Origin of the sequence: Hallerella sp. (assembly GCF_022776125.1) — a bacterium.
GTDB lineage: Bacteria > Fibrobacterota > Fibrobacteria > Fibrobacterales > Fibrobacteraceae > Hallerella > Hallerella succinigenes.
Map to the genome: position 1 here is coordinate 12,980 of NZ_JALFIA010000006.1, position 23,299 is coordinate 36,278.

Annotated in this window: 18 protein-coding genes and 1 tRNA gene; 18 read left to right on the forward strand and 1 reads right to left on the reverse strand. The window is 50.2% G+C overall.

The window, feature by feature from the left end; translation table 11 throughout:
* Positions 1-77 precede the first annotated feature (77 nt).
* The 3 genes from MR847_RS00670 to MR847_RS00680 are packed head-to-tail and all read left to right on the forward strand — an operon-like array spanning position 78 to position 3,859.
* A complete protein-coding gene (locus tag MR847_RS00670; protein WP_287722596.1) occupies positions 78-1,262 on the forward strand; it encodes a polysaccharide biosynthesis/export family protein in 1,185 nt (394 codons plus the stop codon).
* Positions 1,263-1,268: 6 nt separating this feature from the next.
* Positions 1,269-2,471 (forward strand): GumC domain-containing protein, encoded by a 1,203-nt coding sequence (locus MR847_RS00675; RefSeq protein WP_106519308.1) that lies wholly within the window; start codon positions 1,269-1,271, stop codon positions 2,469-2,471.
* Positions 2,471-3,859 carry an O-antigen polymerase gene (locus MR847_RS00680; RefSeq protein ID WP_287722598.1) on the forward strand — a complete coding sequence of 463 codons (1,389 nt, stop codon included), beginning with the start codon at positions 2,471-2,473 and terminating at the stop codon, positions 3,857-3,859. Before MR847_RS00675 ends, MR847_RS00680 begins: the two co-directional genes overlap by 1 nt.
* Here the strand turns inward: MR847_RS00680 and MR847_RS00685 are convergent.
* Positions 3,743-4,987, reverse strand: a complete 1,245-nt coding sequence (locus MR847_RS00685; RefSeq protein ID WP_287722600.1) for an MATE family efflux transporter — start codon at positions 4,985-4,987, stop codon at positions 3,743-3,745. The genes MR847_RS00680 and MR847_RS00685 overlap by 117 nt on opposite strands.
* A gap of 64 nt (positions 4,988-5,051) precedes the next feature.
* Here MR847_RS00685 and MR847_RS00690 point away from each other — a divergent pair.
* The 15 genes from MR847_RS00690 to MR847_RS00760 all read left to right on the forward strand — a co-directional run.
* Positions 5,052-5,131, forward strand: a tRNA-Leu gene (locus MR847_RS00690).
* 40 nt (positions 5,132-5,171) lie between these two features.
* Entirely contained in the window at positions 5,172-6,425 is a 1,254-nt protein-coding gene (gene tig, locus MR847_RS00695; protein ID WP_100425485.1) for a trigger factor, read from the forward strand.
* A gap of 18 nt (positions 6,426-6,443) precedes the next feature.
* Complete coding sequence (locus MR847_RS00700; RefSeq protein WP_100425486.1) at positions 6,444-7,028, forward strand: ATP-dependent Clp protease proteolytic subunit; 585 nt, start codon at positions 6,444-6,446, stop codon at positions 7,026-7,028.
* A gap of 29 nt (positions 7,029-7,057) precedes the next feature.
* Positions 7,058-8,323, forward strand: a complete 1,266-nt coding sequence (gene clpX / locus MR847_RS00705) for an ATP-dependent Clp protease ATP-binding subunit ClpX (protein ID WP_100425487.1) — start codon at positions 7,058-7,060, stop codon at positions 8,321-8,323.
* 9 nt (positions 8,324-8,332) lie between these two features.
* On the forward strand, positions 8,333-10,735 hold the full coding sequence (gene lon, locus MR847_RS00710) for an endopeptidase La (protein ID WP_287722603.1): 2,403 nt from the start codon (positions 8,333-8,335) through the stop codon (positions 10,733-10,735).
* Positions 10,728-11,447 carry a YggS family pyridoxal phosphate-dependent enzyme gene (locus MR847_RS00715; protein WP_287722604.1) on the forward strand — a complete coding sequence of 240 codons (720 nt, stop codon included), beginning with the start codon at positions 10,728-10,730 and terminating at the stop codon, positions 11,445-11,447. Before lon ends, MR847_RS00715 begins: the two co-directional genes overlap by 8 nt.
* A gap of 85 nt (positions 11,448-11,532) precedes the next feature.
* Positions 11,533-12,819 carry an adenylosuccinate synthase gene (locus MR847_RS00720; RefSeq protein ID WP_106519303.1) on the forward strand — a complete coding sequence of 429 codons (1,287 nt, stop codon included), beginning with the start codon at positions 11,533-11,535 and terminating at the stop codon, positions 12,817-12,819.
* Positions 12,820-12,838: 19 nt separating this feature from the next.
* Positions 12,839-13,552: a Crp/Fnr family transcriptional regulator gene (locus tag MR847_RS00725; RefSeq protein WP_100425490.1), complete on the forward strand. Its 714-nt coding sequence runs from the start codon at positions 12,839-12,841 to the stop codon at positions 13,550-13,552.
* 1 nt (position 13,553) lies between these two features.
* The gene (locus MR847_RS00730; RefSeq protein ID WP_287722607.1) at positions 13,554-14,324 is read left to right on the forward strand and encodes a PASTA domain-containing protein; all 771 of its coding nucleotides are present in this window, start codon (positions 13,554-13,556) and stop codon (positions 14,322-14,324) included.
* 9 nt (positions 14,325-14,333) lie between these two features.
* Entirely contained in the window at positions 14,334-16,361 is a 2,028-nt protein-coding gene (locus MR847_RS00735; protein ID WP_106519302.1) for a tetratricopeptide repeat protein, read from the forward strand.
* Positions 16,358-17,077: a hypothetical protein gene (locus MR847_RS00740; protein WP_287722610.1), complete on the forward strand. Its 720-nt coding sequence runs from the start codon at positions 16,358-16,360 to the stop codon at positions 17,075-17,077. Before MR847_RS00735 ends, MR847_RS00740 begins: the two co-directional genes overlap by 4 nt.
* A 19-nt stretch (positions 17,078-17,096) precedes the next feature.
* Positions 17,097-20,516: an FG-GAP-like repeat-containing protein gene (locus MR847_RS00745; RefSeq protein ID WP_277001361.1), complete on the forward strand. Its 3,420-nt coding sequence runs from the start codon at positions 17,097-17,099 to the stop codon at positions 20,514-20,516.
* A gap of 12 nt (positions 20,517-20,528) precedes the next feature.
* Positions 20,529-21,347 carry a formylglycine-generating enzyme family protein gene (locus MR847_RS00750; protein ID WP_287722613.1) on the forward strand — a complete coding sequence of 273 codons (819 nt, stop codon included), beginning with the start codon at positions 20,529-20,531 and terminating at the stop codon, positions 21,345-21,347.
* Positions 21,344-22,525: a class I SAM-dependent RNA methyltransferase gene (locus MR847_RS00755; RefSeq protein WP_100425496.1), complete on the forward strand. Its 1,182-nt coding sequence runs from the start codon at positions 21,344-21,346 to the stop codon at positions 22,523-22,525. Before MR847_RS00750 ends, MR847_RS00755 begins: the two co-directional genes overlap by 4 nt.
* Positions 22,526-22,905: 380 nt before the next feature.
* Positions 22,906-23,299 (forward strand): hypothetical protein (locus MR847_RS00760; RefSeq protein ID WP_287722615.1); only part of this gene is annotated, 394 nt, incomplete at its 3' end.

The following is a 23,299-nucleotide window of genomic DNA, read 5'->3' on the forward strand; positions in this document are numbered from 1 at the left end:
ACCTGGCTTTAACGAGCCAGGTTTTTTGTATTTTATGACAACTATTGAATTCATGAATTCCTTGTGCGGAATAGGCTATGTTTTTTAAAAATTCCTTTTTTGGGCTGGCGATTCTCTTTTTCTGCATGGCGAGCTTCGCTGCGGATTTGGGATCTTTTCAGACACTCTCCCAGTCGGCAATTCCTTCGGCGGTCACTCGTAATTCGGTGACGATGCAGCCTAGCTATAGCGAAGGCGTTGTGGATTCCTCCTATAAGCTCGGGCCAGGAGATTATCTCGACATCACTTTGGAGAATACTTATCTCTCGGTAAAGGTTTATCCAGATGGAAGCATTATCATTGAAGAATGCGGATCGTTGAATGTGGCGGGGATGACCCTTTCGGAAGCCCGTGAAGCCATTTTGAAATTGGTTTCGAAACGTTATGACCCGAAGTATTGCTTTGTGCAGCTTGCGCAGTTGAAGAAAATTATTGTAAATGTGATGGGCGCTGTGCCGCATGTGGGGCAAGTGCAGGTCGAGGCGCAGACTCGTCTCAGCCGTTTGCTGAAAATGGTCGGTGAAATTTTGCCGGCGGGTCGCGATGAAGATGTGCAGGTGATTCGTGGAAAGGATACGCTCCATATCGACTTCTTGAAGGTGTCGAATGAGGGTGATTTTGAAAAAGACATTCTGATGGAACAGGGCGACCTGGTTTATGTGCCGTTTGCAGATATGAAGGGCTCGGTGACGTTGATTCTTTCGAACTACCGTGCGGCAATCCCGTATGAAGAAGGGCAGACGGTTGATTATTATTTCAATCGTGCGGGAGGAAATCGCATTCCGAATATCGGGTATCAGTCGGTGACTATCCGTGAAGGCGAAGGAAAGACATATTCTGTTCCGCTGCGCGATGCGGACAAAACGGTGGTGCCGAGGGGTGCCGAAGTGGAATATACGATGAAGCCGTTGATCGTGTATGTGGGCGGCGCGGTTGCTGGCGTGGGACGTCAGAATTACAACCCGTCTTGGCATGCGCTGGACTATATATCTGCGGCTGGCGTGACGACGATTACCGGATCCTTTGACCAGGTGAAGGTGATTCGCGGTGACCGTGAAACGATTTATGTGAATGCAACGGGCGATCCGATTCTTCCGGGTGACTTTATTGAAATTCCGAAGAGTACTTATGAACGCTTTAAGGACTTTACCTTGTTCATGGGAACCCTTCTGTCTGTTGTGTCTTCGGCACTTACCATTTATCTTTTCTACTATAACAAGTAATCTGCTATGGCTTCCGAAACTCCGGGTTTGACCGAAACTCTTTTTCGAATTCTCAACAACGACTTGAAACATTTCAAGTTGTGCTGTGCTCTCGTTTTGATTCCGACGATTGTCGTCTTTGTGTTGGTAATGTGGGTGATTAAGCCGACTTATGCTGCCAAAGCGGTGGTGACGCCTCCGCCTGACAATTCTTCGATGAGCACTCTTTCGGGCATGCTCGATGGGGAGCTTTCTTCTTATGCTTCGCTGCTTGGCTTTGCTTCGGGCTCGGTGGATGCGGATGCGATTTGGACGATTTTCGATTCAAAAGAATTGCAGGATATGGTCATTGACCATTTTAAGCTGGCGGAACATTACGAGTTCGATGGACAGTTCCGCGCAGATTTGTTGAAACAGTTCCGGAAGAACTTCGAGCTGTCTTTGACGGATGAAAACATGCTCGAAATTTCCATCGAGGATGAAGATTACAGGCTCGCTTCGGAAATGGCAACGTTCATGCTTGATAAAGCGGACTCGATGTTCAACGCGTTCAAGACCAAGCAGGCCCGTCAGAGCCGTGAATACTTTGACAACCGAATAGAACTTTGCCTGAAGACGTTGGATTCTTTGCAGCAGGACTTTGTCAAGTTCCAGGCGGACAACAATTTTTATGAGCCTGAAGTCCAGATGGAAGCGACCATCAACTACTTGAGCACTCTCCAGACAGAACGTCAAAGTGTCGCAGTGGAAATGAATTACGAAAGTCAGTTGCGAGGAACGGATTCCAAACGTTACGGCGAACTTTCCAAGCGTTATAACTCGTTGAATACGGCGATCCATCAAACGCTCAACGGAAAGCAACAGTCGATGGGTTTGATTACTTTGAAGAAAAGTCCGCAGCTTGGCGCAGAATATATGCGCAAGCAAGAAGAAGTTAAGGTTCAGGCTGCTTTGTACAAGCTGCTTCGCCAGCAGAGCGAACAAATGCAGCTTGAAGAAGCGAAGAAGCTGACGAACTTGCACGTGCTTGAAGCTCCTTGGCCAAACGACAAAAAGGTTTCGCCACTCCGAGGTGCTTCTCTGATCTTTACGGTTTTTGTATCGATGCTTTTGGCGACGATTCTTTGCAACTTCATTGAACTTGTGAAATCCCAGAAGGGAACTGGTTCCTCGCTTGAAAAGGAATGGGCGACTTTTGTGGGATTCTTTAGAAGGAAGCGCGCGAACTAATGTTCGCATGGATTTCCGAATATCCTGAGACGACAGTCCTTGCCCTGATTGTGGTAGGGCTGTTGTTTTATGTCTGGAAAATGAAGAAGGACTTCTTTTCCCCTGCTTCGGTCTATATCTTTTTCCAGTGCATGACCCTTTCAATTGCCTATTTGCAGATGGACAAGGCGATGACGCCGTTCCATTTGAAGACTTGGGGCGTTTGGATTGGAGCTCTGGCTTCGTTTACGTCGGCATGCCTTTTGTACCAGTGGGTAGATTTCCAAAGAAATTCTCTGCAGAAAGAGCTTGAGGAAGATAGCTTTGAGAAAATACGGCGTTTTTATAATTGGAAGTGGCATTTTGTATTTGCCGGTGTAACGCTTGCGCTTTATTTGGCGGGTGTTTTTTCGATCATCCAGAATGTGGGAACGTTGATTCTTTTTTCGGGTAATCCGAGTTACTGGACTTCGCCAAAAATCAATTATGGAATTTCGGCGCATTTGTTTTCCAGTGCGCCGCTAGTCGCGATGCTTTTTGGCGTTGGCATGTTCAAGTCTGTGAATCCTTTCCGTTTGAGCCGTTGGATTTCTCGCGTGATTGCTCCGTCGATATGTGTGCTCAGTGTCTGTGCGTATCCGAGCCGTACATCGCTTTTTATGTGCGTGGGATTTTTGGCCATTCTGTTTAATTTTTTGCGTAAGAGAATCTCTGTACTCTTGATTGCTGCGTTTCTTGCTCTCGGTATTTCCGCTTTCGTGTTTGTGGCTTCGGCGCGGTCTCAGTATGCGGGGAGCAATTCGATGCAATCGATGACGATGGACATGGCGATGACGATGCCATACCGATACGTGGCAAACAATTATTGGAATTTGGATTATGCATTGAATCCACCTACCGATCGGGAAATTCATCCCTTTACTTATGGAATTGACTTTTTCTCTGGAATGCTCGATTACCTTCGCGTTTCCGGGTCACTAAAAAACAGTTTTGGCTGGGATGGCGTTTTTAATGAAAGCGTCCAAAAAATTCCTGGATATAATACTACAGGATATCTGTGGGAAGTCTATAAAGATTTCGGTTTGTTCGGCTGCTTTTTGGTTCCGTTCTTAGTCGGGTTGGCGTTGTCGGTGTTCTATGCCCGGTTAAAACGGCAGATGACAATACGCAGAGTGATGCTGTACGTGATGCTGATTTATTTTGTCGGATTCTGGTTTTTTATCGCTGGCTATAAACAGGGTATTTTTTGGGTGTGGGCGGTTATTCTTTGGGCGGTATCGACGCTTTGTGATTTACGCCCGAAAACGCTTTGCCCGGGCGAAGTAGATAAAGAGCAGAATGCTGAGAGCCGCGTCTCCGGTGAGTGCGAGAATCGGGATATGGCAGTAGGAAATGCCGAGGGCCGGTAGGCCAAAGACGGTGCCGGCGTTCAAGATTCCACCTAAAAAGATCAGGAAGACGTAAGTCCAGAGGCGCTTTTCCTTGAGCATGGTTGCGACGAGACTTACACGGGTCGCTTGGAAAATCAGAGAAAAGACGAGCGTCGAAAAGCTGAATGCGCCGAATGCGAGAAGCTCCGGGTTTGCATGAATCGGCGCTGCGAAAAAGAGCGTCTTGATGCAGAATTCGGGGATTGTCCAGGCGGGGGAACAGCAGATCGCGATGAAAGCCGTGAAAACGGCGATGTCCTTCAAATGGAATTTGTCGTCATGGACTTCGTGCTTGGTGACGAGCGAGGACGAAATGAAATTCACCATCAGCCCTGAAGCCAGGACGATTAATTTGTTTGCATAATTATAGGCTCCGAACATTTCACGCGGAGCAAAAACGTCCATGGCGTAGAGTCCAAGGGGCAAGTAGAGGAAGCTTGCAAGGCTCGAAAGGGCGAAGGGGAATGCCTTGGAAAGCATCAGTCGGATAAAGAGGATGCTCCGATGGGTGAATTTGAAAATGACCGGGCGAAGAGCCGCAGTCGCTCCGAATCCCCAAGCGGGGAGAGCCGCGAGAACCATGGAGAGGGCAATCCCTTCGATGCTTTCTATTTGGAGGAAGAAAAGTGAAAATCCCATGACGCTTGAATAGGAAATCGTATGCAGGATCTTCGCTACAAGCAGTTTTTTCCAGAATTTGCCGCAGATGAAATACCAGTCAAAGAATGCGTGTTGGAACAAAAGCCCGAAAGCCATGATGAATTCGCCACGGAATACTGGGTGGTTCCAGCGTACAAGGCACGCAAAAAGCATCATCAAGAGCATCGAACCGAACGTGAGAACGTACCGCAACTGGAACGCGGACGAAAGCATTTTCCCCTGCACGACCTTTTTTCCGAAGAAAGCGAGCAGGAGGGTTGCCGTTCCAAAATCGGCAAGAGCTGTGAAAATCGTATAATCGCTCTGGAGGATGCCGAAGTAAGCAAACGATACGTTTCCGAGGTTCTTCGCCATAAAATTGCTGACGAGAAACGCAACCCCTTGAATCAAAAGGTTGACCGCGGAAATGAAAACTCCGATGCGAATGGTACGAAAAGCGCTTGACACGCCCTTAAAATAATTGTTTCGCTCTCAAAAGAAATGCTTTTTTGTATTTTTGGCATTCGAAAACGCGAGAGTGGCGGAATTGGCAGACGCGCCAGACTTAGGATCTGGTACTTCGGTGTGTGGGTTCGACTCCCACCCCTCGCATCTTTTTTTAACCCCGAGTTTTTTCACTCATGGAGATAACATGACAGCTTCGATCAAAGAAACAAGCTCTACTACTCGCAACGTTGAAATTACGATTCCGCAGGAAGCCCTGAAGGCTCCGTTCGAAAGGAAAGTGACGCATTACCGCAAGGAAGTCCAGCTGAAGGGTTTCCGCGCTGGCAATGTTCCTCGCAACATCATCATCAACCGTTTCGGTAAAACGATCCGTGGGGAAGTGATCGAAGAATTGATGAACTCCACCTTGAGCGAAGAACTCAAGAAGGCGAATATCATTCCGGTTTCCCGCGTGAAGGTCGAAAACTTTAAGGATGACGAGCAGGCAGATATTACGTTCACCGCTATCGTCGAAGTCGATCCGGAAATTGAAATCAAGGATTACAAGAACCTCGGCATCACGGTTCCGGCTGTTGTCGTTTCGGAAGAAGAAGTGAAGTCCGAAGTCGAACGCGTGCTCCAGATGTATTCTACCGCAGAATCCGTGGATCGCGAATCCAAGAAGGGCGACGTTGTTGTCGGTAACTACCTCGAAGTGAAGATCGACGGCGAAAACAAGGAAATTCCGGAAGACCGCGAATTCCGTTCTCTCCTTGGTGAATCGGCTTCTCCGGGATTTGACGAAGGCCTCACCGGCACGAAGAAGGGTGAAACGAAGGACATCCACTTTGTGTACCCGCAGGACCACAAGGACGAACAGTTCCGTGGCAAGACGGCTGACTTCAAGGTGGAAATCACCGACGTCCGCGAGATCCACGCCCCGAAGATGGACGAGGAATTCTTTAAGAAGGTTGGCGTAAAGGACGAAGCTGAACTGAAGGACAACCTCCAGACGAGCCTCCTCAACAACAAGAAGAACTCTCTCAAAAACAAGGCTGTGAACGAAGCGATCGACAAGCTCATCGAAGCGAACCCGTTCGACGTTCCGCATTCTCGCGTCATCGATCTCATCAAGTACACGCTCAAGCGTAATGCTGGCACGAACGAAGACATCGAACCGTCTGAAGAACAGCTCAAGACTCTCGAACCGGAAGCTGTCCGCGAAATCAAGAAGCACCGCATTCTCGAATTTATCGCCAACGCTGAAAAGCTCAAGCCGACTCAGGCTGCTGTCGATGCTCGCATCGAAGAAATCGCCAAGGCTTACGGCGTGGACGCCAAGTCCTTGAAGGACCACTTCCGCCAGTCCGGTCGTTCTGTCGCTCTCCGCGAAGAACTCCGCATTGAACTTGCCGAAAATCTGATCGTCGGCATTCAGCAGGAAGAAGAAGCCAAGTAACTTTTTAGGGGAAAATTCATGGTCATTCCAACAATCATTGAAAACACCGGTCACGGTGAACGCGCTTACGACATTTATTCGCGTCTTCTCAAGGAACGTATCATTTTCTTGGGTACGCCGATCAATGATGAAGTCGCAAATAATGTGATGGCGCAGATGATCTTCTTGGAATACGAGAATCCCGAGAAAGACATCACTTTGTACATCAACAGCCCGGGTGGCTATGTGTCGGCGGGTCTTGCTATCTACGATACGATGCAGCATATTCGCCCGAATGTGGCGACGATCTGCGTCGGTGATAGCATCTCTATGGCGGCAATCCTTCTTGCATCGGGAACGAAGGGCAAGCGTTATGCTCTCCCGCATTCCCGCATTATGCTGCACCAGCCTTCGGGCGCGGTAACCGGTCAATCGACCGATATCCAGGTGCATGCGAAGGAACTTGTTCGCACGCGTGAAATGCTCACGAAGATCATCGCGGAACACTCCGGTCGTTCGATCGATGAAGTCCGTGAAAAAACCGAACGCGACTTCTTCCTCACTCCGGAAGAAGCTCTTGAATTCGGCGTCATTGATGAAATCTTCAAGCCGCATAAGGCGTAAGTGAAATCACGAGCATAAAGGCTGATTCGATGTATAAAAACGGAAAGAACCATACTCAGATTACCTGCAGTTTTTGCGGAAAGCCTGCGGAACAGGTCGCGAAGATGATTTCTGGCGCGAACGTCCACATTTGTAACGAATGTGTGTCGGCGTGCTACAATCTTCTTTTGGACGACTTTGCGAAAGAGGCTTCCAAGGCTCGTGCGGAAACCGCTCAGGCTCCGCTCCCGACTCCGAAGGAATTGAAGGCTCACTTAGATGAATTCGTCATCGGTCAAGACGATGCGAAGATGGCTCTCTCTGTGGCTGTATACAACCATTATAAGCGTTTGCGTTACCAAGACGTGAATGCTGGGAAAAAGGAAAAGGACGACGTCGAAGTGGAAAAGTCGAACCTGCTCTTTGTCGGTCCGACGGGTAGCGGTAAGACTCTCCTTGCTCAGACGCTTGCCCGATTCCTGAACGTTCCGTTTTCCATTGCGGACGCTACCGTTTTGACGGAAGCGGGATATGTCGGCGAAGATGTGGAAAATATCCTCGTCCGTCTTCTGCAAGCTGCGGATTACGACGTGGCTCGTGCAGAACGCGGCATCATCTTTATCGATGAAATCGATAAGATCGCCCGTAAGACTGCGAACCCGTCGATTACCCGTGATGTTTCCGGAGAAGGTGTTCAGCAGGGTCTTTTGAAGATTCTCGAAGGCACGACGGCACAGGTTCCGCCGAAGGGTGGACGTAAGCATCCGGAACAAAGTTTAGTACAAATTAATACACGCAATATTCTGTTTATTTGCGGTGGCGCTTTCGAAACTCTTGATAAGATTATCGCGCACCGTGTGAACCAAGGCGGAATGGGCTTTGGCGCGGACATCCGTTCGGAAAAGGACAATTCCTTGTCGAAGCTCTTTAAGCTTCTTGAACCGGATGATTTGATTCGCTTCGGTCTCATCCCGGAACTCGTCGGCCGTTTGCCGGTTGTGGTTTCCTTGGAAGAATTGGATGCAAATGCTTTGAAGCGCATCTTGACGGAACCGAAGAACGCCATCGTGAAGCAGTATGTGAAGCTCTTCAAGATGGACGGTATCGAGCTGTCCTTTACGGATGACGGTATTTCTGAAATCGTCAATTTTACGATGGAACGCAAGACAGGTGCTCGCGGACTCCGCTCGGTGGTGGAACGTACCCTGCAGAAAGCGATGTATGAACTGCCGGGCTCGAAGACAAAGAAGCTCGTGGTGGATGCCACGCTTGTTAAGAAAGCTCTGTCGCAAGGCGATAAGAAAAACGTCGCCTAAGGATTTTGTTTGAAAAAATCGATCCCTGATACTGAAAATTTGCTTGAGACCGTTGCACTGGATTTGTCTCATGATTTTCCATTGCTCCCGTTGCGTGACGCTCTGGTGACTCCGGGTTCTTCGACGCGTGTTCTTGTGGGACGTGAAATTTCCCAGAATGCGCTCCAGGCCTCTCGCGCCTATCACGATTTGATCCTGCTCGCTTTGCAGCCGGATCCGGATAAGGAAGCGGTATCTCCAGAAGATTTGCCGCTCGTGGGGATGCTTGCCCATGTGCAGTCGGTTTTGCCGCTTCCGAACGGTTGCTGGCGTGTTCTTTTGGAAGGGGTCGTCGTGGTGGACCTTGTCCATCCGGAAAAGCTTGACGAACGCAATTATTTCTCCTCGAAGATTTCTCTGCGCCTTTATCCTTCTGTCGATGAATCCCTGACGAAGCTTGTGCTTGCGGAAGGCGTTCGGCTGTTTGAACAGTATGCGGACGTGCAGAATCTTTCGGTGGATATCGTTGCCGATGTGAAGTCGAAGGGAGAAGCCTTTGCGACTTACATGGCGATGCTTCCGTTTGTGCGCATTTCCCCAGCCCAAAAGCAGAAGGCTTTGGAGCAGGAAACCTTGGACGGCCTAGGCCGTACGATCAACGCCTATTTGCAGGCGGCTCTCGATGCAGAACGCGTTGTGGAACATGTGCGTGATGACGTGCAGCAGAAAATGCAGCAGAATCAGAAGGACTGGTTCATCAGCGAACAGATCCGTATGCTGCAGAATGAAATTTCGGACGGCGATACCGACGAAGTGGAAAAGCTTGTGCAGAAAGTGAAGGAGAAGCACTTCTCCAAGGCAATCCAGGAAAAGCTTGACGAAGAATTTGCCCGCATGCGTTTGATGCAGCCGGCAAGTCCCGAATATGCGGTGTCCCGCAACTACATTGATTGGTTCCTCGCCATTCCTTATGGCGTTTATACGGATACCGATCTCGACCTGAAAAAGGTCAAAAAAAATTTGGATTCGAAACATTTTGGTCTCGACAAGGTCAAGGAACGTATCCTTGAATACGTCGCTGTACTCAAACAGACCAAGGCGGAAAACAAGGCTCCGATTATTTGCCTTGTGGGTCCTCCGGGCGTTGGCAAGACAACGCTTGTGCGTTCGATAGCGGAATCCCTTGGCCGTAACTTTGCCCGTGTGACTCTTGGCGGTGTTCAGGACGAAGCGGAAATCCGCGGTCACCGTCGCACGTATATCGGTTCCATGCCGGGCCGTTTTGTGCAGGCTTTGCGCCATGCGAAGTGCATGAACCCGGTCATTTTGCTCGACGAAATCGACAAGATGGGCAACGATTACCGTGGCGATCCGGCGAGTGCGATGCTCGAAGTTTTGGATCCGGAACTCAACCCGGAATTTGTGGACCACTTTATGGAAGTGGGACTCGATTTTTCGAAGGTGCTGTTCATTGCGACCGCAAACTCCGAAGCGACGATTCCGGCTCCTCTCGAAGACCGTATGGAAGTGGTTCGTTTGCCGGGCTACTATCCGCATGAAAAGCTTTCGATTGCGAAGGATTACCTCGTTCCGAAGGCGCTCAAGAATTGTGGCGTGGAAGACAAGGATTCCATCGTTTTCGACGATGATTCGATCAAAACGATTTTGCGCGAATACACCCGTGAAGCGGGCGTGCGTGAACTCGAACGCATGGTGGAAACCATTGTGCGCAAGCGTGTGAAGGAAACGCTTATGGGCAAGTCGGGTAAGCTTTCGCTCACCCCGAAGCTCGTGGAAAAGTATCTTGGCGTTCCGCGCTTCTTGAGCAACCGTTTGCCGCAGCCAGGGCATTTTGGTGTCATCACGGGCCTTGCCTGGACATCGGTCGGCGGGGAAATCCTTTTAATTGAAACGAAACTGCTCTCGGGCCGTGGAAATTTGCTTTTGACGGGTAAGCTCGGCGACGTGATGAAGGAATCTGCGCAGATCGCTTTGAGCCTTGTCCGTGAAAGACTTTTGCGTTTTGACATTGACCCGGCGATGGTTCGCAAGACGGATATTCACATTCACGTTCCGGAAGGCGCTGTACCGAAGGACGGTCCTTCTGCGGGTATCGCCCTTACGCTTTCGCTGCTTTCCGCGTTTACAAGAACTCCGGTTTCGCCGGATATCGCTTTTACGGGCGAAGTGAGCCTTTCCGGCGACTTGCTCCCGATCGGCGGTTTGAACGAAAAGGCTTTGGCGGCTGTGGATGCAGGCGTGAAAACGCTCTACTTGCCGAAGCAGAATGAAAAAGATATTGTTGAATTGCCTACGACTGCAAAGAAAGGCCTGAAGATTTATACGAAAGAACACATCGACGATTTGATTTCTATTCTTTTCCCGAAGGCCAAGAAAAAAGCGGTGCGGGCAAAGAAGGAAAAAAATGTCTGAGCGTACTTTAGAAGAAATGCGCGTTGCTTACGAAGCTTTGGAAGCTCGGATTGCAGACGCTTGCAAACAAAGTAATCGTCCAAGAGAAAGCGTTCTCTTGGTGTGGGTCTCCAAATTCCATCCGCTGGAAGCTGTAGAAAATGCTCTGCAGCTCGGTGCGACGGATTTCGGTGAAAACCGTGTCCAGGAAGCCGTGGAAAAGTTCTCGGTCAAACGTCCGGGCGTGCGCTGCCATGTGATTGGCCCGGTGCAGTCGAATAAGCTGCGCCATGCGGCAACTGTTGCGGATTGCATTCATTCCGTCGCCGATGTCAAATCGGTGCTAAAGCTCGAACGCATTTGCGGCGAACTTGATAAGACTCTCGATATTCTGTTCCAGGTGAATACTTCGGAAGAAGATACGAAGAGCGGCGTTTCGATGGCAGAAGCGGAACAGTTCTTGCTTTCTCTCCCGGAAGCTCCGCATTTGCATTACAGAGGCCTGATGACCATCGGTAAAAATACGGGTGTCGCGGAAGATTCTCGTGAAGGTTTTGCCTTTTTGCGCCATTTGCGCGATAAAATGCTCGCCCGTGGCGGCGTCTTTAAGAATTTTACCGAGCTTTCGATGGGAATGACCGGGGATCTCGAAGTCGCAATCGAAGAAGGCGCGACGATGATTCGCGTGGGAACGGCCCTTTTTGGGGAACGCGTTTACCCGCCCAAGATTTAGTTTTCTAGTTTTAAGGCGAAAAAGGGGCTTGGAAAAACCTTGCGCCTTCCTTTCGCGTTTTCTTTTTAATCATTGAGAAGGATATATGCCAAATCGTGTTGTTATCGGATCCCAGTGGGGTGACGAAGGAAAAGCCAAGATTGTTGATTTTCTCACGCTTGACGCAAACGTAATCGTTCGTTTCCAGGGTGGCGCTAACGCTGGCCATACCGTTGAAGTGGGCGACAAGAAGTTCGTCTTCCATTTGATCCCGTCTGGCATCATGCACGAAAACAAGCTTTGCGTGATCGGTAACGGCGTCGTTCTCGATCCGATCCAGACCTTGGCCGAAATTGAAGACCTCCACACGAAGGGCATTCAGAATCCGGAAGACCGTCTTGTGATTGCGGACAACGCTCATGTCGTTCTCCCGTATCACACGGCTCTCGACAAGGCGAAGGAAAAGAAGGCGGGGAAGGCCGCTATCGGTACCACGGGTCGTGGCATTGGTCCGTGCTACAGCGACAAGGTGAATCGTATCGGTGTGCGAGTCGGCGACTTGATGGATGAACGCGAACTCCGTCCGCGCGTCGAAGCCATGGCCAAGATTCACAATGAAGAATTCCGCGTGATGTATGACGTTCCGGAAATTGATCCGGAAAAGGTAATCCGCGATTACCTTGAACTCGGTCAGAAGATTAAGCCGTTCGTGCGAGATGTGAGCGCGGTCCTTCACCAGGCTTTGAAGGAAGGCAAGCATTTGATTTTTGAAGGCGCCCAGGGCACGATTCTCGATGTCGACCAGGGTACGTACCCGTATGTGACTTCGAGCAACACGGTTGCTGGTTATGCCAGCTGCGGTGCCGGCGTCGGCCCGACGGCGATTGACCAGGTTGTCGGCGTGGTCAAGGCTTATACGACCCGCGTGGGTAACGGTCCGTTCCCGACGGAACTTTTGGACGAAACGGGTGACAACCTTCGCAAACTTGGCAACGAATACGGCGCTACCACGGGTCGTAACCGTCGTTGCGGTTGGTTTGACGCTCCGGTCGTTCGCAAGGCTGCCCTCGTGAACGGTTTGACCCACCTCGCTATCACAAAGCTTGATGTTCTCGACTCGTTCGACGAAATCAAGGTTTGCACGCATTATGAATGCGATGGGGAAAAGATTGATATCTTCCCGAATCAGCTTTCCAAGATCGGCCGTTGCAAGCCGGTTTATGAAGTGCTCCCGGGTTGGAAGCAGGATACGACGAAGTGCAAGACCTGGGACGAACTCCCGGAAAATGCAAAGAAGTATCTTGAAGAAATATCGAAGCTCGTCGGTGTGAAAATCGGGATGGTTTCAATCGGTGCGCATCGAGACGAAAGCATCGTCATCGATCTCAAGTAATTCGATTAGGAGGACGTTTATGGCGGACGAAAACAGCATTGAACTTTTGAAGGGAGTGGACCTTTTTTCGGAACTCTCGGAAGATCAATTGTCTCAGTTGGCGTCGCTCGTCATTACGAACGATTACGGGCGCGACGAAACGATCATTCTGGAAAAGGATGAATCGACGCGAGCTCTATTCTTGATTGCGGATGGCGAAGTTAAAGTCTACGTGACGGGTACCGATGGAAAGGAAACAATCCTTACGCTCCTGTCGCGTGGAGACTCTTTTGGCGAAATGTCTTTGATCGACGGCGAACCTAGGTCCGCTTCGGTCAAGGCTGTTCAGCCGACTAAAGTGCTGATCATTCGCCGAGAACACTTCTTAGAACTTTTGAGAACGACACCGGAACTCGCTACGGGCTTGCTCATGCAGATGAGCCGTCGTCTTCGCAATGCCAATCGCCAGATAGGTTCTCTTGCAACGATGTCTGTGTACGGACGTGTGGCAGGAACGATCTTGAGCTTGATTGAAGATCGCGGCGTCCGTATTCACGGTCGCAACGGTGAAATGGTAACGGTGATCCGTAACCGTCCGACGCAGCAGCAGTTTGCGGAAATGTCCGGTACGACGCGTGAAACCGTGAGCCGTGTGTTCTCGACGTTATCCCGCAATGGAACGATTTCGCTGATGGGCAAGGATCTGGTGATTTCGGAAGAAAGCAAACTTCACGATTTGAACCCGAAGGACTAGTATGGAAGGTCAGCCGGGCAAGGAAAATTTCATTCACCGTATTCTTCGGACGAAGCCTTGGGCTTACGCGCTGCTTTTGCTGGCGGTCGTACTTATTTTGTGCGCAGTCGTTTTCGATAAGATTGCGATGCCGATTGTGGCACGTTCCTATGTCGAAGAAAAGACAGTCCCGGCACTTGAAGGCTTGGACAGCTTGACCGCTGTTCAGAAGGCGACGGAAGCGGGCTTTAACGTTCTCTTTGCCAAGGAACGTGAATACAGCAAGACCTATGACGTGGATCTCGTGATGCGTCAGAATCCGCTCGCCGATCAGAAGTCGAAGCCGGGTCGCACCATCCATTTGACGATTTCCGATGGCTTGCACCAGTTTACGGTTCCGGATCTCTTTGACAAGAACGGTTCGGAAGCGGTTGTCGCAATTGAGAAGGCCGGCTTGAATATGGGTCTCACATTCTCTATGCCGCATACAAATGTCAAAAAGGGCAAAGTCGTTCGCACGAATCCTTCGGAAGGTTCCTTGGTGCACAAGGGCGATACGGTGGACGTGTTCCTTTCTTCGGGCCCGAATGGGGCGAAGGTGGAATTGCCGGAAGTCGTTGGAAGTCGTTTGACGGAGGCTCTTTCGAACTTGCGCTTGGCCGGTTTTATTATCGGCAAAACGGAACGTCGTAAAAATTCCGGAGAACAGTCCGGTCGGGTTTTGAAACAGGATCCTGCTGCGGGTTCTGTCCTTTCGGCGGGCTCCCGTGTAAATCTTGTCGTTGCGGAGTAAGGGAATTTCATGCGTCTGAAGCTTCTCGCATTTTTTTTGCTGAGCTTAGCCATTGTAGCCTGTAGCGGTTCGAAACAGGTCGCGGTGCGGCAGGCGCCTGCAAATTCGACGCAAGAAGAAGCGAAGAAGCCGCGTTACCCGGTCAAAATGGACAGTGCGGAACTTTTGCGTTTGCAGATAGCGCACAGTTCCTATTTGCGCGCTCTCGCTTTGCAGAATCAAGGGGAATATGCGCTTGCGGAACAGTTTATGCGCCATGCGTATGAAGCGGATCCGGAAAACCGCTATTTGGCTTTCTCCGTTTTGGAATTGATGAAAATGCGCGGAGGCTCTGCAGAAGCGGCAGCCCTTGCAGAAAAAGCCAAAAATTTGAAAGGCAAGCGGACGAGCAATCAGTACGCGCTTTTAGGGCGCGTGTATAGCGAACAGTCGAACCTGGACAGTGCGCTTGTCTATTATAAGAAGGCACTCGATTCGAGTGACCAGAACGTTCACGCCGCATACGAATATTCTTTGCTGCTTGAAATCGTTCACAATTACGATGAACTGATTCGCGTTTATGGAATCCTTTTGCCGCAGATTGGATATCCGCAGTCGATGCTCGAACGCCAGATTTCTCTGCTTGCGAATGCGAAAAAGGATTCGGCGTTGGCGGACCTTTTTGGGGAAGCCTATGAAGCCCGCGGGGACCGCATCTTTTTGGAAAATCAGATCCGTCTGCTGTTTGGCATGAAACGCTTTGAAGAAGCGGTGGGGCGTGTGAATGAATTCCGCGCGGATTCGGCTTTTGCAGATGACTCCCTTTCGATCGCCTTTTTGACGGCAGCTTATATCGGGCTCAATCAGGATTCCGTGATGGTGGATTCCTTGAAGGAAATTTACAAGCGTCACCCGGATAGACTTCACGTTTTGATGAATCTCGCCCTGCTAGAAACGAAACTCGAAAAGAAGGACCAGGCTTTGGTTCACTGGAAGCGCCTTTCGACAGCGGATAAGTATGCGGCAAGTGCCTATGGCATGCTCAGCGCCTATGCGATGGAAGATAAGGATTCCGTCAAGGCTTTGGAATATTTGGAAAAGGCTTATGAACATGAGCCTATCGCTTATCGCAACGCATTGCTTGTGCGCTATGCGAATGCAAAGGCTTATCAGAAGGCTTACAAGGTTTTAGACAAAGCGTTGCTTCCTAGTCCGAAACTGGATACTCTCCGCGCCAAGGTGCAGGAATCGGGCGACTTGGAAGAGCTTCGCAAATTCGATGCGGCGGCGACCCTCGACGTGGCGAGCGTGCATTATGAATACGGCTCCTTCTTGCAGATGAATGCGGAAGAACTGGAACGCTCTCCGACGACTCCGGAAAAATTGGACGAGGCGAAGCTTTACCGTAAAAAAGCGGACGACCATTATTTGGAAGCGGCCAAGATCGGCGGTGAATCGCAGAACCTGCTCTTTGCCTACGGTTCGAATCTTTTGATGCTCCAGCAGATCGATTCCGCGATTGTCGTCTTCAAGAAGATTTTTGAAAAGTATCCGCAAGATGCGATGGCGAAGAATCACTTGGGCTATTACCTCGTGGACTTGAATCGCAACGCTGAAGAATTGAAATGGGGAAGCTCCCTGATCGATGAAGCTTTGAAATTGAGTCCGTCGAATGTGGCATATATGGATTCGAAGGGTTGGGCTTTGTATCGCTTGGGCAAGTATCCGGAAGCGTTAATGATGATGGAACAGGTGGAAACAGCGGAAGATTCGCTGAAGGAAATGTTCTACCAGGATACTTCGATTTATTCGCACCTCGCCGCAATCTGCCAGGCGCTTTCTTTGAATAAGCGAGCTTTGGATTATTACCAGCGCGTTCTGAATATCGATCCGAAGAATGAAAATGCGAAGAAGCAGATTGAAGTTTTGAAGCAGGCGATTCAAAAATCCAAAGAAGAAGAGTCTGTGGAAAAGCTTGCCGAGGACGCAAAAACAGAACCTGCAAACGAACCCGCCAAGGTTCCTGCTGCAGAAAAGGATTCCGGTAAAACGCCTTGAAAAAGTTCTTCCCTTTACTCGCGATCTTTGCTCTTGCTTGGATGTTTATCGGTTGCGGACCGCGTTTGGCAAAGGGACCCGCAGAATCTTTGGAAGTGCACCTTCCGGACAGTCTCAAGGCAAAATTCTCGATTGAAGTGAACGATTCCGTGGAAGGTTCGCATTCGCTTTCGGGCGTTTTGTTTGCGGTGCCGTACAAGCGTTATCGCATGGAATTTTCGGGGCCGATGGGCATTGGCGTCGCTTCTGTTCTGTGGAGCGATACAGGTTGGACCTTGACGGTTTCGACGCAAAAGACTTATGCGGTCGGCAAGGGCTACGTACTCGGTGGATTTGCTGGGATTCCGGTCTTTGACATTCACCAGATTGCGGCTTTCTTCTGGGGAGTCACTTTGCCCCACGGCGGAACGATCGATTCAACTCTGGATTCTTTAGAGAATCAGAAAATCTACGGGACAAATGCCTTTGGAATGCCTTTTGTGGCGACGCGGAATGCGGACGGTCGCATTGTGGAACTTTCTCAAGGGCCGGAACGCTTGGAATTTGTCGATTATGCAGAATTTGGAACTTTAGTGGCGCCTGCGGAAACGCGTGCTTATCGAGAAGGACGAAACGTACTTTCCATTCGCATTAAAAAGGTCCAAACGGATGCGGAATGGGGAAGCGGTACGTGGCGCCTGCCGGTTCCCGAAAATTATCAACTTTTGAAAGATTAGGATTTTGTAGTTTTTGAATATGAGACGTTTTTTCTTTTTCGCCTGGCTCGCCCTTTTTGCGTCTTCCTTTGCGGTGGACACGCTTGAAATTTTTGCGTTGCGTGTGCAGTTCTTGCAGGAATCTCCGGACAATTCCTTGACGACGGGAACGGGTCGTTTTGACTCGGACAGTGATACTTCCAATGCGAACTACAGCTTGGATCCGAGCGGTCACCGTGCGAGTGCCGCGTACTGGCAAAAGCATTTTGATTTTGCAAATAATTATTACAAGGCGGTGAGCAACGGAAACCTGGTGATCAAGGCTCGAATTTTTCCGAGTGGAGAGCCTTATACCGTTGACCATTACATTATCGATTACAACCGTACCGCCAAAAAGAAAGGCGAAAAGACCGCGGAGTTTGATGAAGCCCGTAGCCGTGACTACATGAATTTTATTTGGGACGCGGTCACTGAAGCGAACCAGTCGAAGGATACGCTTGACAATCCGTTTATCGTTCCGCAGTCCAAGAATTCGAATACCAAGCGAGCCTTTATGATTATTCATGCGGGCGCGAGCCGTTTGCTCGACGGCGGCAGCATGGGAACGAATAATGCGGATACCCAAGGCGATTTTATGGACGTCTATGTGACGCAGAATTTTTGGAGCTATCTCGATTCGACGGATACGACCCGAAACTGTGCCAAGGATTTGAATGGCATGATCATTCCGAATGCGACGTTCGATACGCTGAAGACGATGATGGTGACGAGCGAAACCGCTTCGCAGGATGGTTTGAACTGGGGCATTAACGGGACAATCGTTTACCAGATCGGTCGAGAACTCGGCATGCCGAATACCTATGATGTGGTGCAGGGAATTTCCCGTTTGGGCTATTTTGATGTGATGGACTTTGCCGGTTACAATGCGGGCAACGGCTTTTTTCCTGTTTTGCCTTCTGCATGGGTGCGTTCTTACATGGGCTGGACGAAGCCTGTGACGGTTTATCCGCCGAGCTCGGGTTCGATGACGGAGAATATCGTGGCGGCGGGCTCTGGAAACGGAACGGAAGTGGTGAAGGTTCCGCTTTCTTCGAATGAATATCTGTTGATTGAAAACCGGGAGCGTTCGCTGGGCGATTCGGCAAGGATTGCTGTTTCGTATGTGCCGGCTTCGGATGTGGCAGCGGAAGCGGATTATGAAATCGTGACGAAGGTTTACCCGGTCGATAGTTTGCACGTTGCCTTTGAAGACAGCACTTGTGATTCGAAGGGGAAGAATTGCGTGAAGAACAAGAAGAAGCTGAACGGTGTGATTGTGAACCTTTCTTCTTTTGACGCGGGAATTCCTTCGAGCGGCATCGCCGTATGGAAGGTGAACGATTGGTATTTGAGGGAAGGCTTGCCCTATGGCGTTACGAACTTCTGGGGCGGCGATACGGTGCGCGATCACCAGTATGGCATTATGCTTGCGGAAGCGGACGGCATTCTTTCGATCGGTAAAACGTTCAAGAATGCGCTCGGCCAGGATACCTATGATTACGGTTCCGGTTCGGATTTGATTCCGCATGTGCGGCAGGGTAAAGATTCGCCAAAGGATACGGTCTGGTCGATTAAACCTTCGGGCTACGGCAACACGGCGACGACAACAGGCGGCTATACGGGCATTACCGTGACCGCGAAAAAGGCGAAGGGTTATCACAAGGAAAAAACGGCGAACGCTTTTATGGGCGATAGCGTGGTGAACTTTGCCGCCGCTTCGATTCCGGTGACGATTTCCTGGGCTTCGAATTCTTTGATTTCCGGCTCCGAGTTCCCGAAGAATGTCGGTTTGAATGCGGCTGTCCGTGGCGCAGTGGCGCTCGATTATCCGGAAGGCATGGCGGTCGGTGAAGGCGAAAAGTTGATCGTCTTTGGCGCGGCGGACGGAACGCTTCAGGTGATGACGGCTTCGGGAAGCGCTTTGATGGAAAGCGATACGACCGTCAAGACGTCGATCCTTTCGAATGCGGATTCGACAGAAATGGTTTCGCTCTACCGCTTGGGAAGCTCTTATGGAAATCTCATCGGCATAGCAGCGGTGAAGGATTCCGTGTTCAGCTTGCATCAAAAGAAAGGTCTCGTTCGCACCGTGCTTTCCTCTGCAATCGATCAGGTTCAGTATGACCGCGAACTCGCTTCGCTGAAGGCGCCTGTAATCGGGCCGATGATTCGAAACGGTTACGTCTATGCCGCGGACTCGAACAAGCTTTACCGCTTCAAAACTTCGAACCTTTCGAAAGTGGAATCCTTTAACTTGCCGCAAAACTTTATTCCGCATGATATGGCGCTTTGCCCGGACGGGGAATCGGACAATATCGCTCTCGTCGGTAGGAATGCAGAAATGGCGCTGTACAAAGGCGATGAAGGCCGTGTGCAAAAGCTCGCCTCTCCGAAGATTGCGAATCAGAATTGGATCAGCGTGAAAAAGCAGAGCTTCCGCGTTGCGTGCTCGGACTTTGACCGCGACGGCCGTTCTGAAATGTTTGTGCTCGGCAGTCGCGGCTATGCGACGATGGTCCGAGCAAACGATTCCGCAACGGTCCTCTTTGCTCCGCGTTCCTTGAAACGTGGAAACGATGGAAAAAACGCTTTGGATGAAGAAACCTCTCCGATTGCCATTGGCGACGTGAATGGCGACGGTTATCCGGATGCGGTCTTTGTCGGTTACAATTTGGTTTATGCTCTCGACCGTTCGGGCGTTGTGCTTTCGGGCTTCCCGGTGACGGTAACGAAGAATTTGCCGGAGTATTCCTTCCTTTCGGATCCGCTGGTGATGGATGTAACGGGGGATTCGCTTCCGGAAATTCTCATTGGAACGAATGGTGGCATGCTGATGGCGTTTAATTCCAAGGGCAAGGCTGTGACAGATGGCTTCCCGATTTCGGCGGGCAACTTTGAATATGGCGAAACGGTTTACCCGATGACGTTCTTTGTGGACAAAACGATGGATTCGCTTTCGACGCCTCAGGTTTATGCGTTCCAGCGCCATTCCGCTTCGGGATATAACCTGGCAAAGGCTTCGACGGATTCGGACGTGATGGCAAGATCCTGGAGCATTCCGGGGGCTGGTTATGAACGCTCGAACTTCTTTGACGCTTCGAAGCTTCCGGAACCTGTGGCGAGCGATTCTGTGGAAAGCATTGAAGAATTCTTTGTGTATCCGAACCCGGTGCGCGGAGGTGTCGCGAATGTGCGTTATACGCTCGGCATGAATGCAAAGTCTACGACACTTGAATTTTACGACATCACGGGCCTTTGCGTTTTTTCGAAGAAACTTGGGGCTGCTAGCAAGGGCGCAAATCAAGCAGACCAGTTGGACATTTCTCGCTTGGGCAGTGATGTTTACACGGCGCGTTTGAAGGTGAAGTTCACCTCGGGCAAAAAGAAAGAAAAGCTCTACCGCGTAGGCGTTGTCCGCTGACGGAGGTGCAAGATGCGCAACTGGAAATTCAAAGTCGCCGCCTTTGTTCTTGTAAGCATGCTTGGCGCCTGTTCTTCTCCGACGAACGGGGAAACGGGCGGCTTGGATTGCCCGGAATGCGACATCAAAACGAGTTCCGCTTCGAACACGAGTTCTTCGATGGAAACGTCTTCGGGTTCTAACAGTTCTTCGGGTTCAAACACATCCTCGAGCTCGGTAACGCTGTTCGTTTCTTGGATTAAAACTTCTGAATTTTCGGTTTCGCAAACGGAAATTACCCAAGCCGATTACGAAGCTTTGATGGGAACGCTTCCGACGCAGATGGCAAAAGCTAAAGGCGATTCTTTTCCGGTTTCGAATGTGAGCTGGTACGATGCTGTTCTTTTTGCCAATGCGTTTTCCAAACATTTAGGACTCGACACCGCTTATTCTTATACCTCAGTGAAAGCGGGGAATAAAATTGTGGGACTCCGGACGGACTTAGAAGCGAACGCCGTTCGGCTTCCGACAAAAGCGGAATGGCAGGTGGCTGCTCGTGCGGGGTCTTTGGATACTTATTACTGGGGCACGGCAAAAGCTTCGGATTATGCACAGTACAACAATTTGACGGATGCGTATCAGCTTGTGGGGCAAAAGTTGCCAAACGCCTGGGGACTTTATGACGTTTCCGGAAATGTTGCCGAGTGGACAAACGATACGGCTCTCTGCGGCGGAAATTGGACGTCGGTAGCGAAGGAAATCGCTTTGGACGCCTATGAAAAACATCTTCCGGATTACGCTTCGACAACGACCGGCATCCGTGTTATTCTTATTTCAAAGAACGAACCATGATCACTTTTTCGAATGCTCTCCGGGAATCGATGCCGAAGACTCTTTCGAGCCTTCCGCTTCTTTCGATTGCCATTTTGGATTATAAAGATGAACTCGCAGTGAAGAACAAAGCCTTTGCCTTGTTCTGCGAAAAGAACGGTTTACCGTCGCCGGAAGAAGTGATCGCAAGCCCGCTTCCTAGAAATTACCGCACAACGACCAAACGCCGCGCCATTTTTGAAAACGGTGAATTCTCTTTGGCATTTGGCGAAGACGATCGTTCGGAATATGCGGAACCCCTTGAACCGGAAGAACATCTCGCCATTTACAAGCTCGTCGAAGGCTATTTGAAAAAGCCGGTTTTTAAGGCTCTTGCCGAAGCGATGAACTGGCTGATTATTCGAGGCTCTTACAAGCGTCGCACGGTCATCTTTAACGTGCATGAGATGAACGCTTCTGTGGTGCGCAAGTTGAAGCTCATGGGCGAACATTTGACCGCCTCGGAGCTCGGCGTTTTTTCGGCTCACGTTTACTTTGACCCGACCTGTTCCGACTACTATCTGGAAGCCCGACGTCCGACGAACGCGCTTGCGTTCAAAACGCTTTACGGCCCCAAGGATCTTTCGCTTGACTTGGGCGATATCCGTTTGAAGTATCCGGTTACAGGCTTTAGCCAGATCAATGAATCGCAGATTCCGAATCTGCTTTCGAAGGCAAAGGAACTTTTGCAACCGAATGCGGAAGAGCACATGCTTGATCTCTACTGCGGTTATGGACTTTTCTCTCTTGGCATCGGCAAAAATGCGAAGTCCACTTTTGGTGTGGAATGGGAAGGTCCTTCGATTGAATACGCGAAGAACAGTGCGCGATTCCTGAAACGGATGAATGCGAAATTCCTCGCGGGAAAAATCGACGCCGAATTTGTGGAAAAGAAAATTCCGAAGTTTCGCGAACCGGAAGTCATTCTACTGGATCCGCCGCGCAAAGGCGTGGAACAGGGCGTGATTTCGGCTCTTGCCAAAAGGAATCCGAAACGCGTTCTGCATGTGTTCTGCGGTACGGATGAAATACCGCGTTCCGTGAACCAGTGGCGCATGGCCCATTATCAAGTTTCGAAAATTCAACCGCTGGATCTTTTTCCGGGAACTCCGCATTTGGAAACGGCTGTCTTGATGACGAAAGCGGATGTGCGAAAGTAAACGCTGACGTAAAAGCCGGAAAGGAATTGCGCGATGCGTTGCCCTTAAACGAATTCGGCGTCAATGGGTTACCTTCGGGGAACAGGAATTTATTTTGTGCGTATTCCGCAAAAAAGGCTGCCCGGAGGGCAGCCTTGAACTTTAAATGCGAATTTCTTTTGGGCTAGACTTTGATTTTTTGGGCGCTAATCACGAAATTAGTTACCTTAGAATCTTGTTCAATTTTGATTCCCACGCGATATGTATAATCGTCTGTATCCAATTGATAGATTCTTATGGTAGTACTATTGCTTACCAACACATAGTCCGCATTCACCAATGCCGAGTCTAATGAAGTGAGGAATGTTTTCGCCGCTCCGTTTTGCGTTTTCATATAGTCCTTGCTCGCCTTCCAGATGGTGGTGTCCGCGGTAGACAAATCGCTTTTCGAGAAATTGGCGAAATTCACCAAAAAGTCCAAATGTCCATCGTTAAATACTGCTTCCGAAGCGGAAGACATCACGATCACGCTTGAGCTAGAAGGCTCCTCACTGCTGCTGGAGAACACGGCGCTTGAGCTGGAAGGCTCCTCACTGCTGCTGGAGAACACGGCGCTTGAGCTGGAAGGCTCCTCGCTGCTGCTGGAGAACACGGCGCTTGAGCTGGAAGGCTCCTCACTGCTGCTGGAGAACACAGCGCTTGAGCTGAAAGGCACCTCGCTGCTGCTGGAGAACACAACGCTTGAGCTGAAAGGCACCTCGCTGCTGCTGGAGAACACAGCGCTTGAGCTGGAAG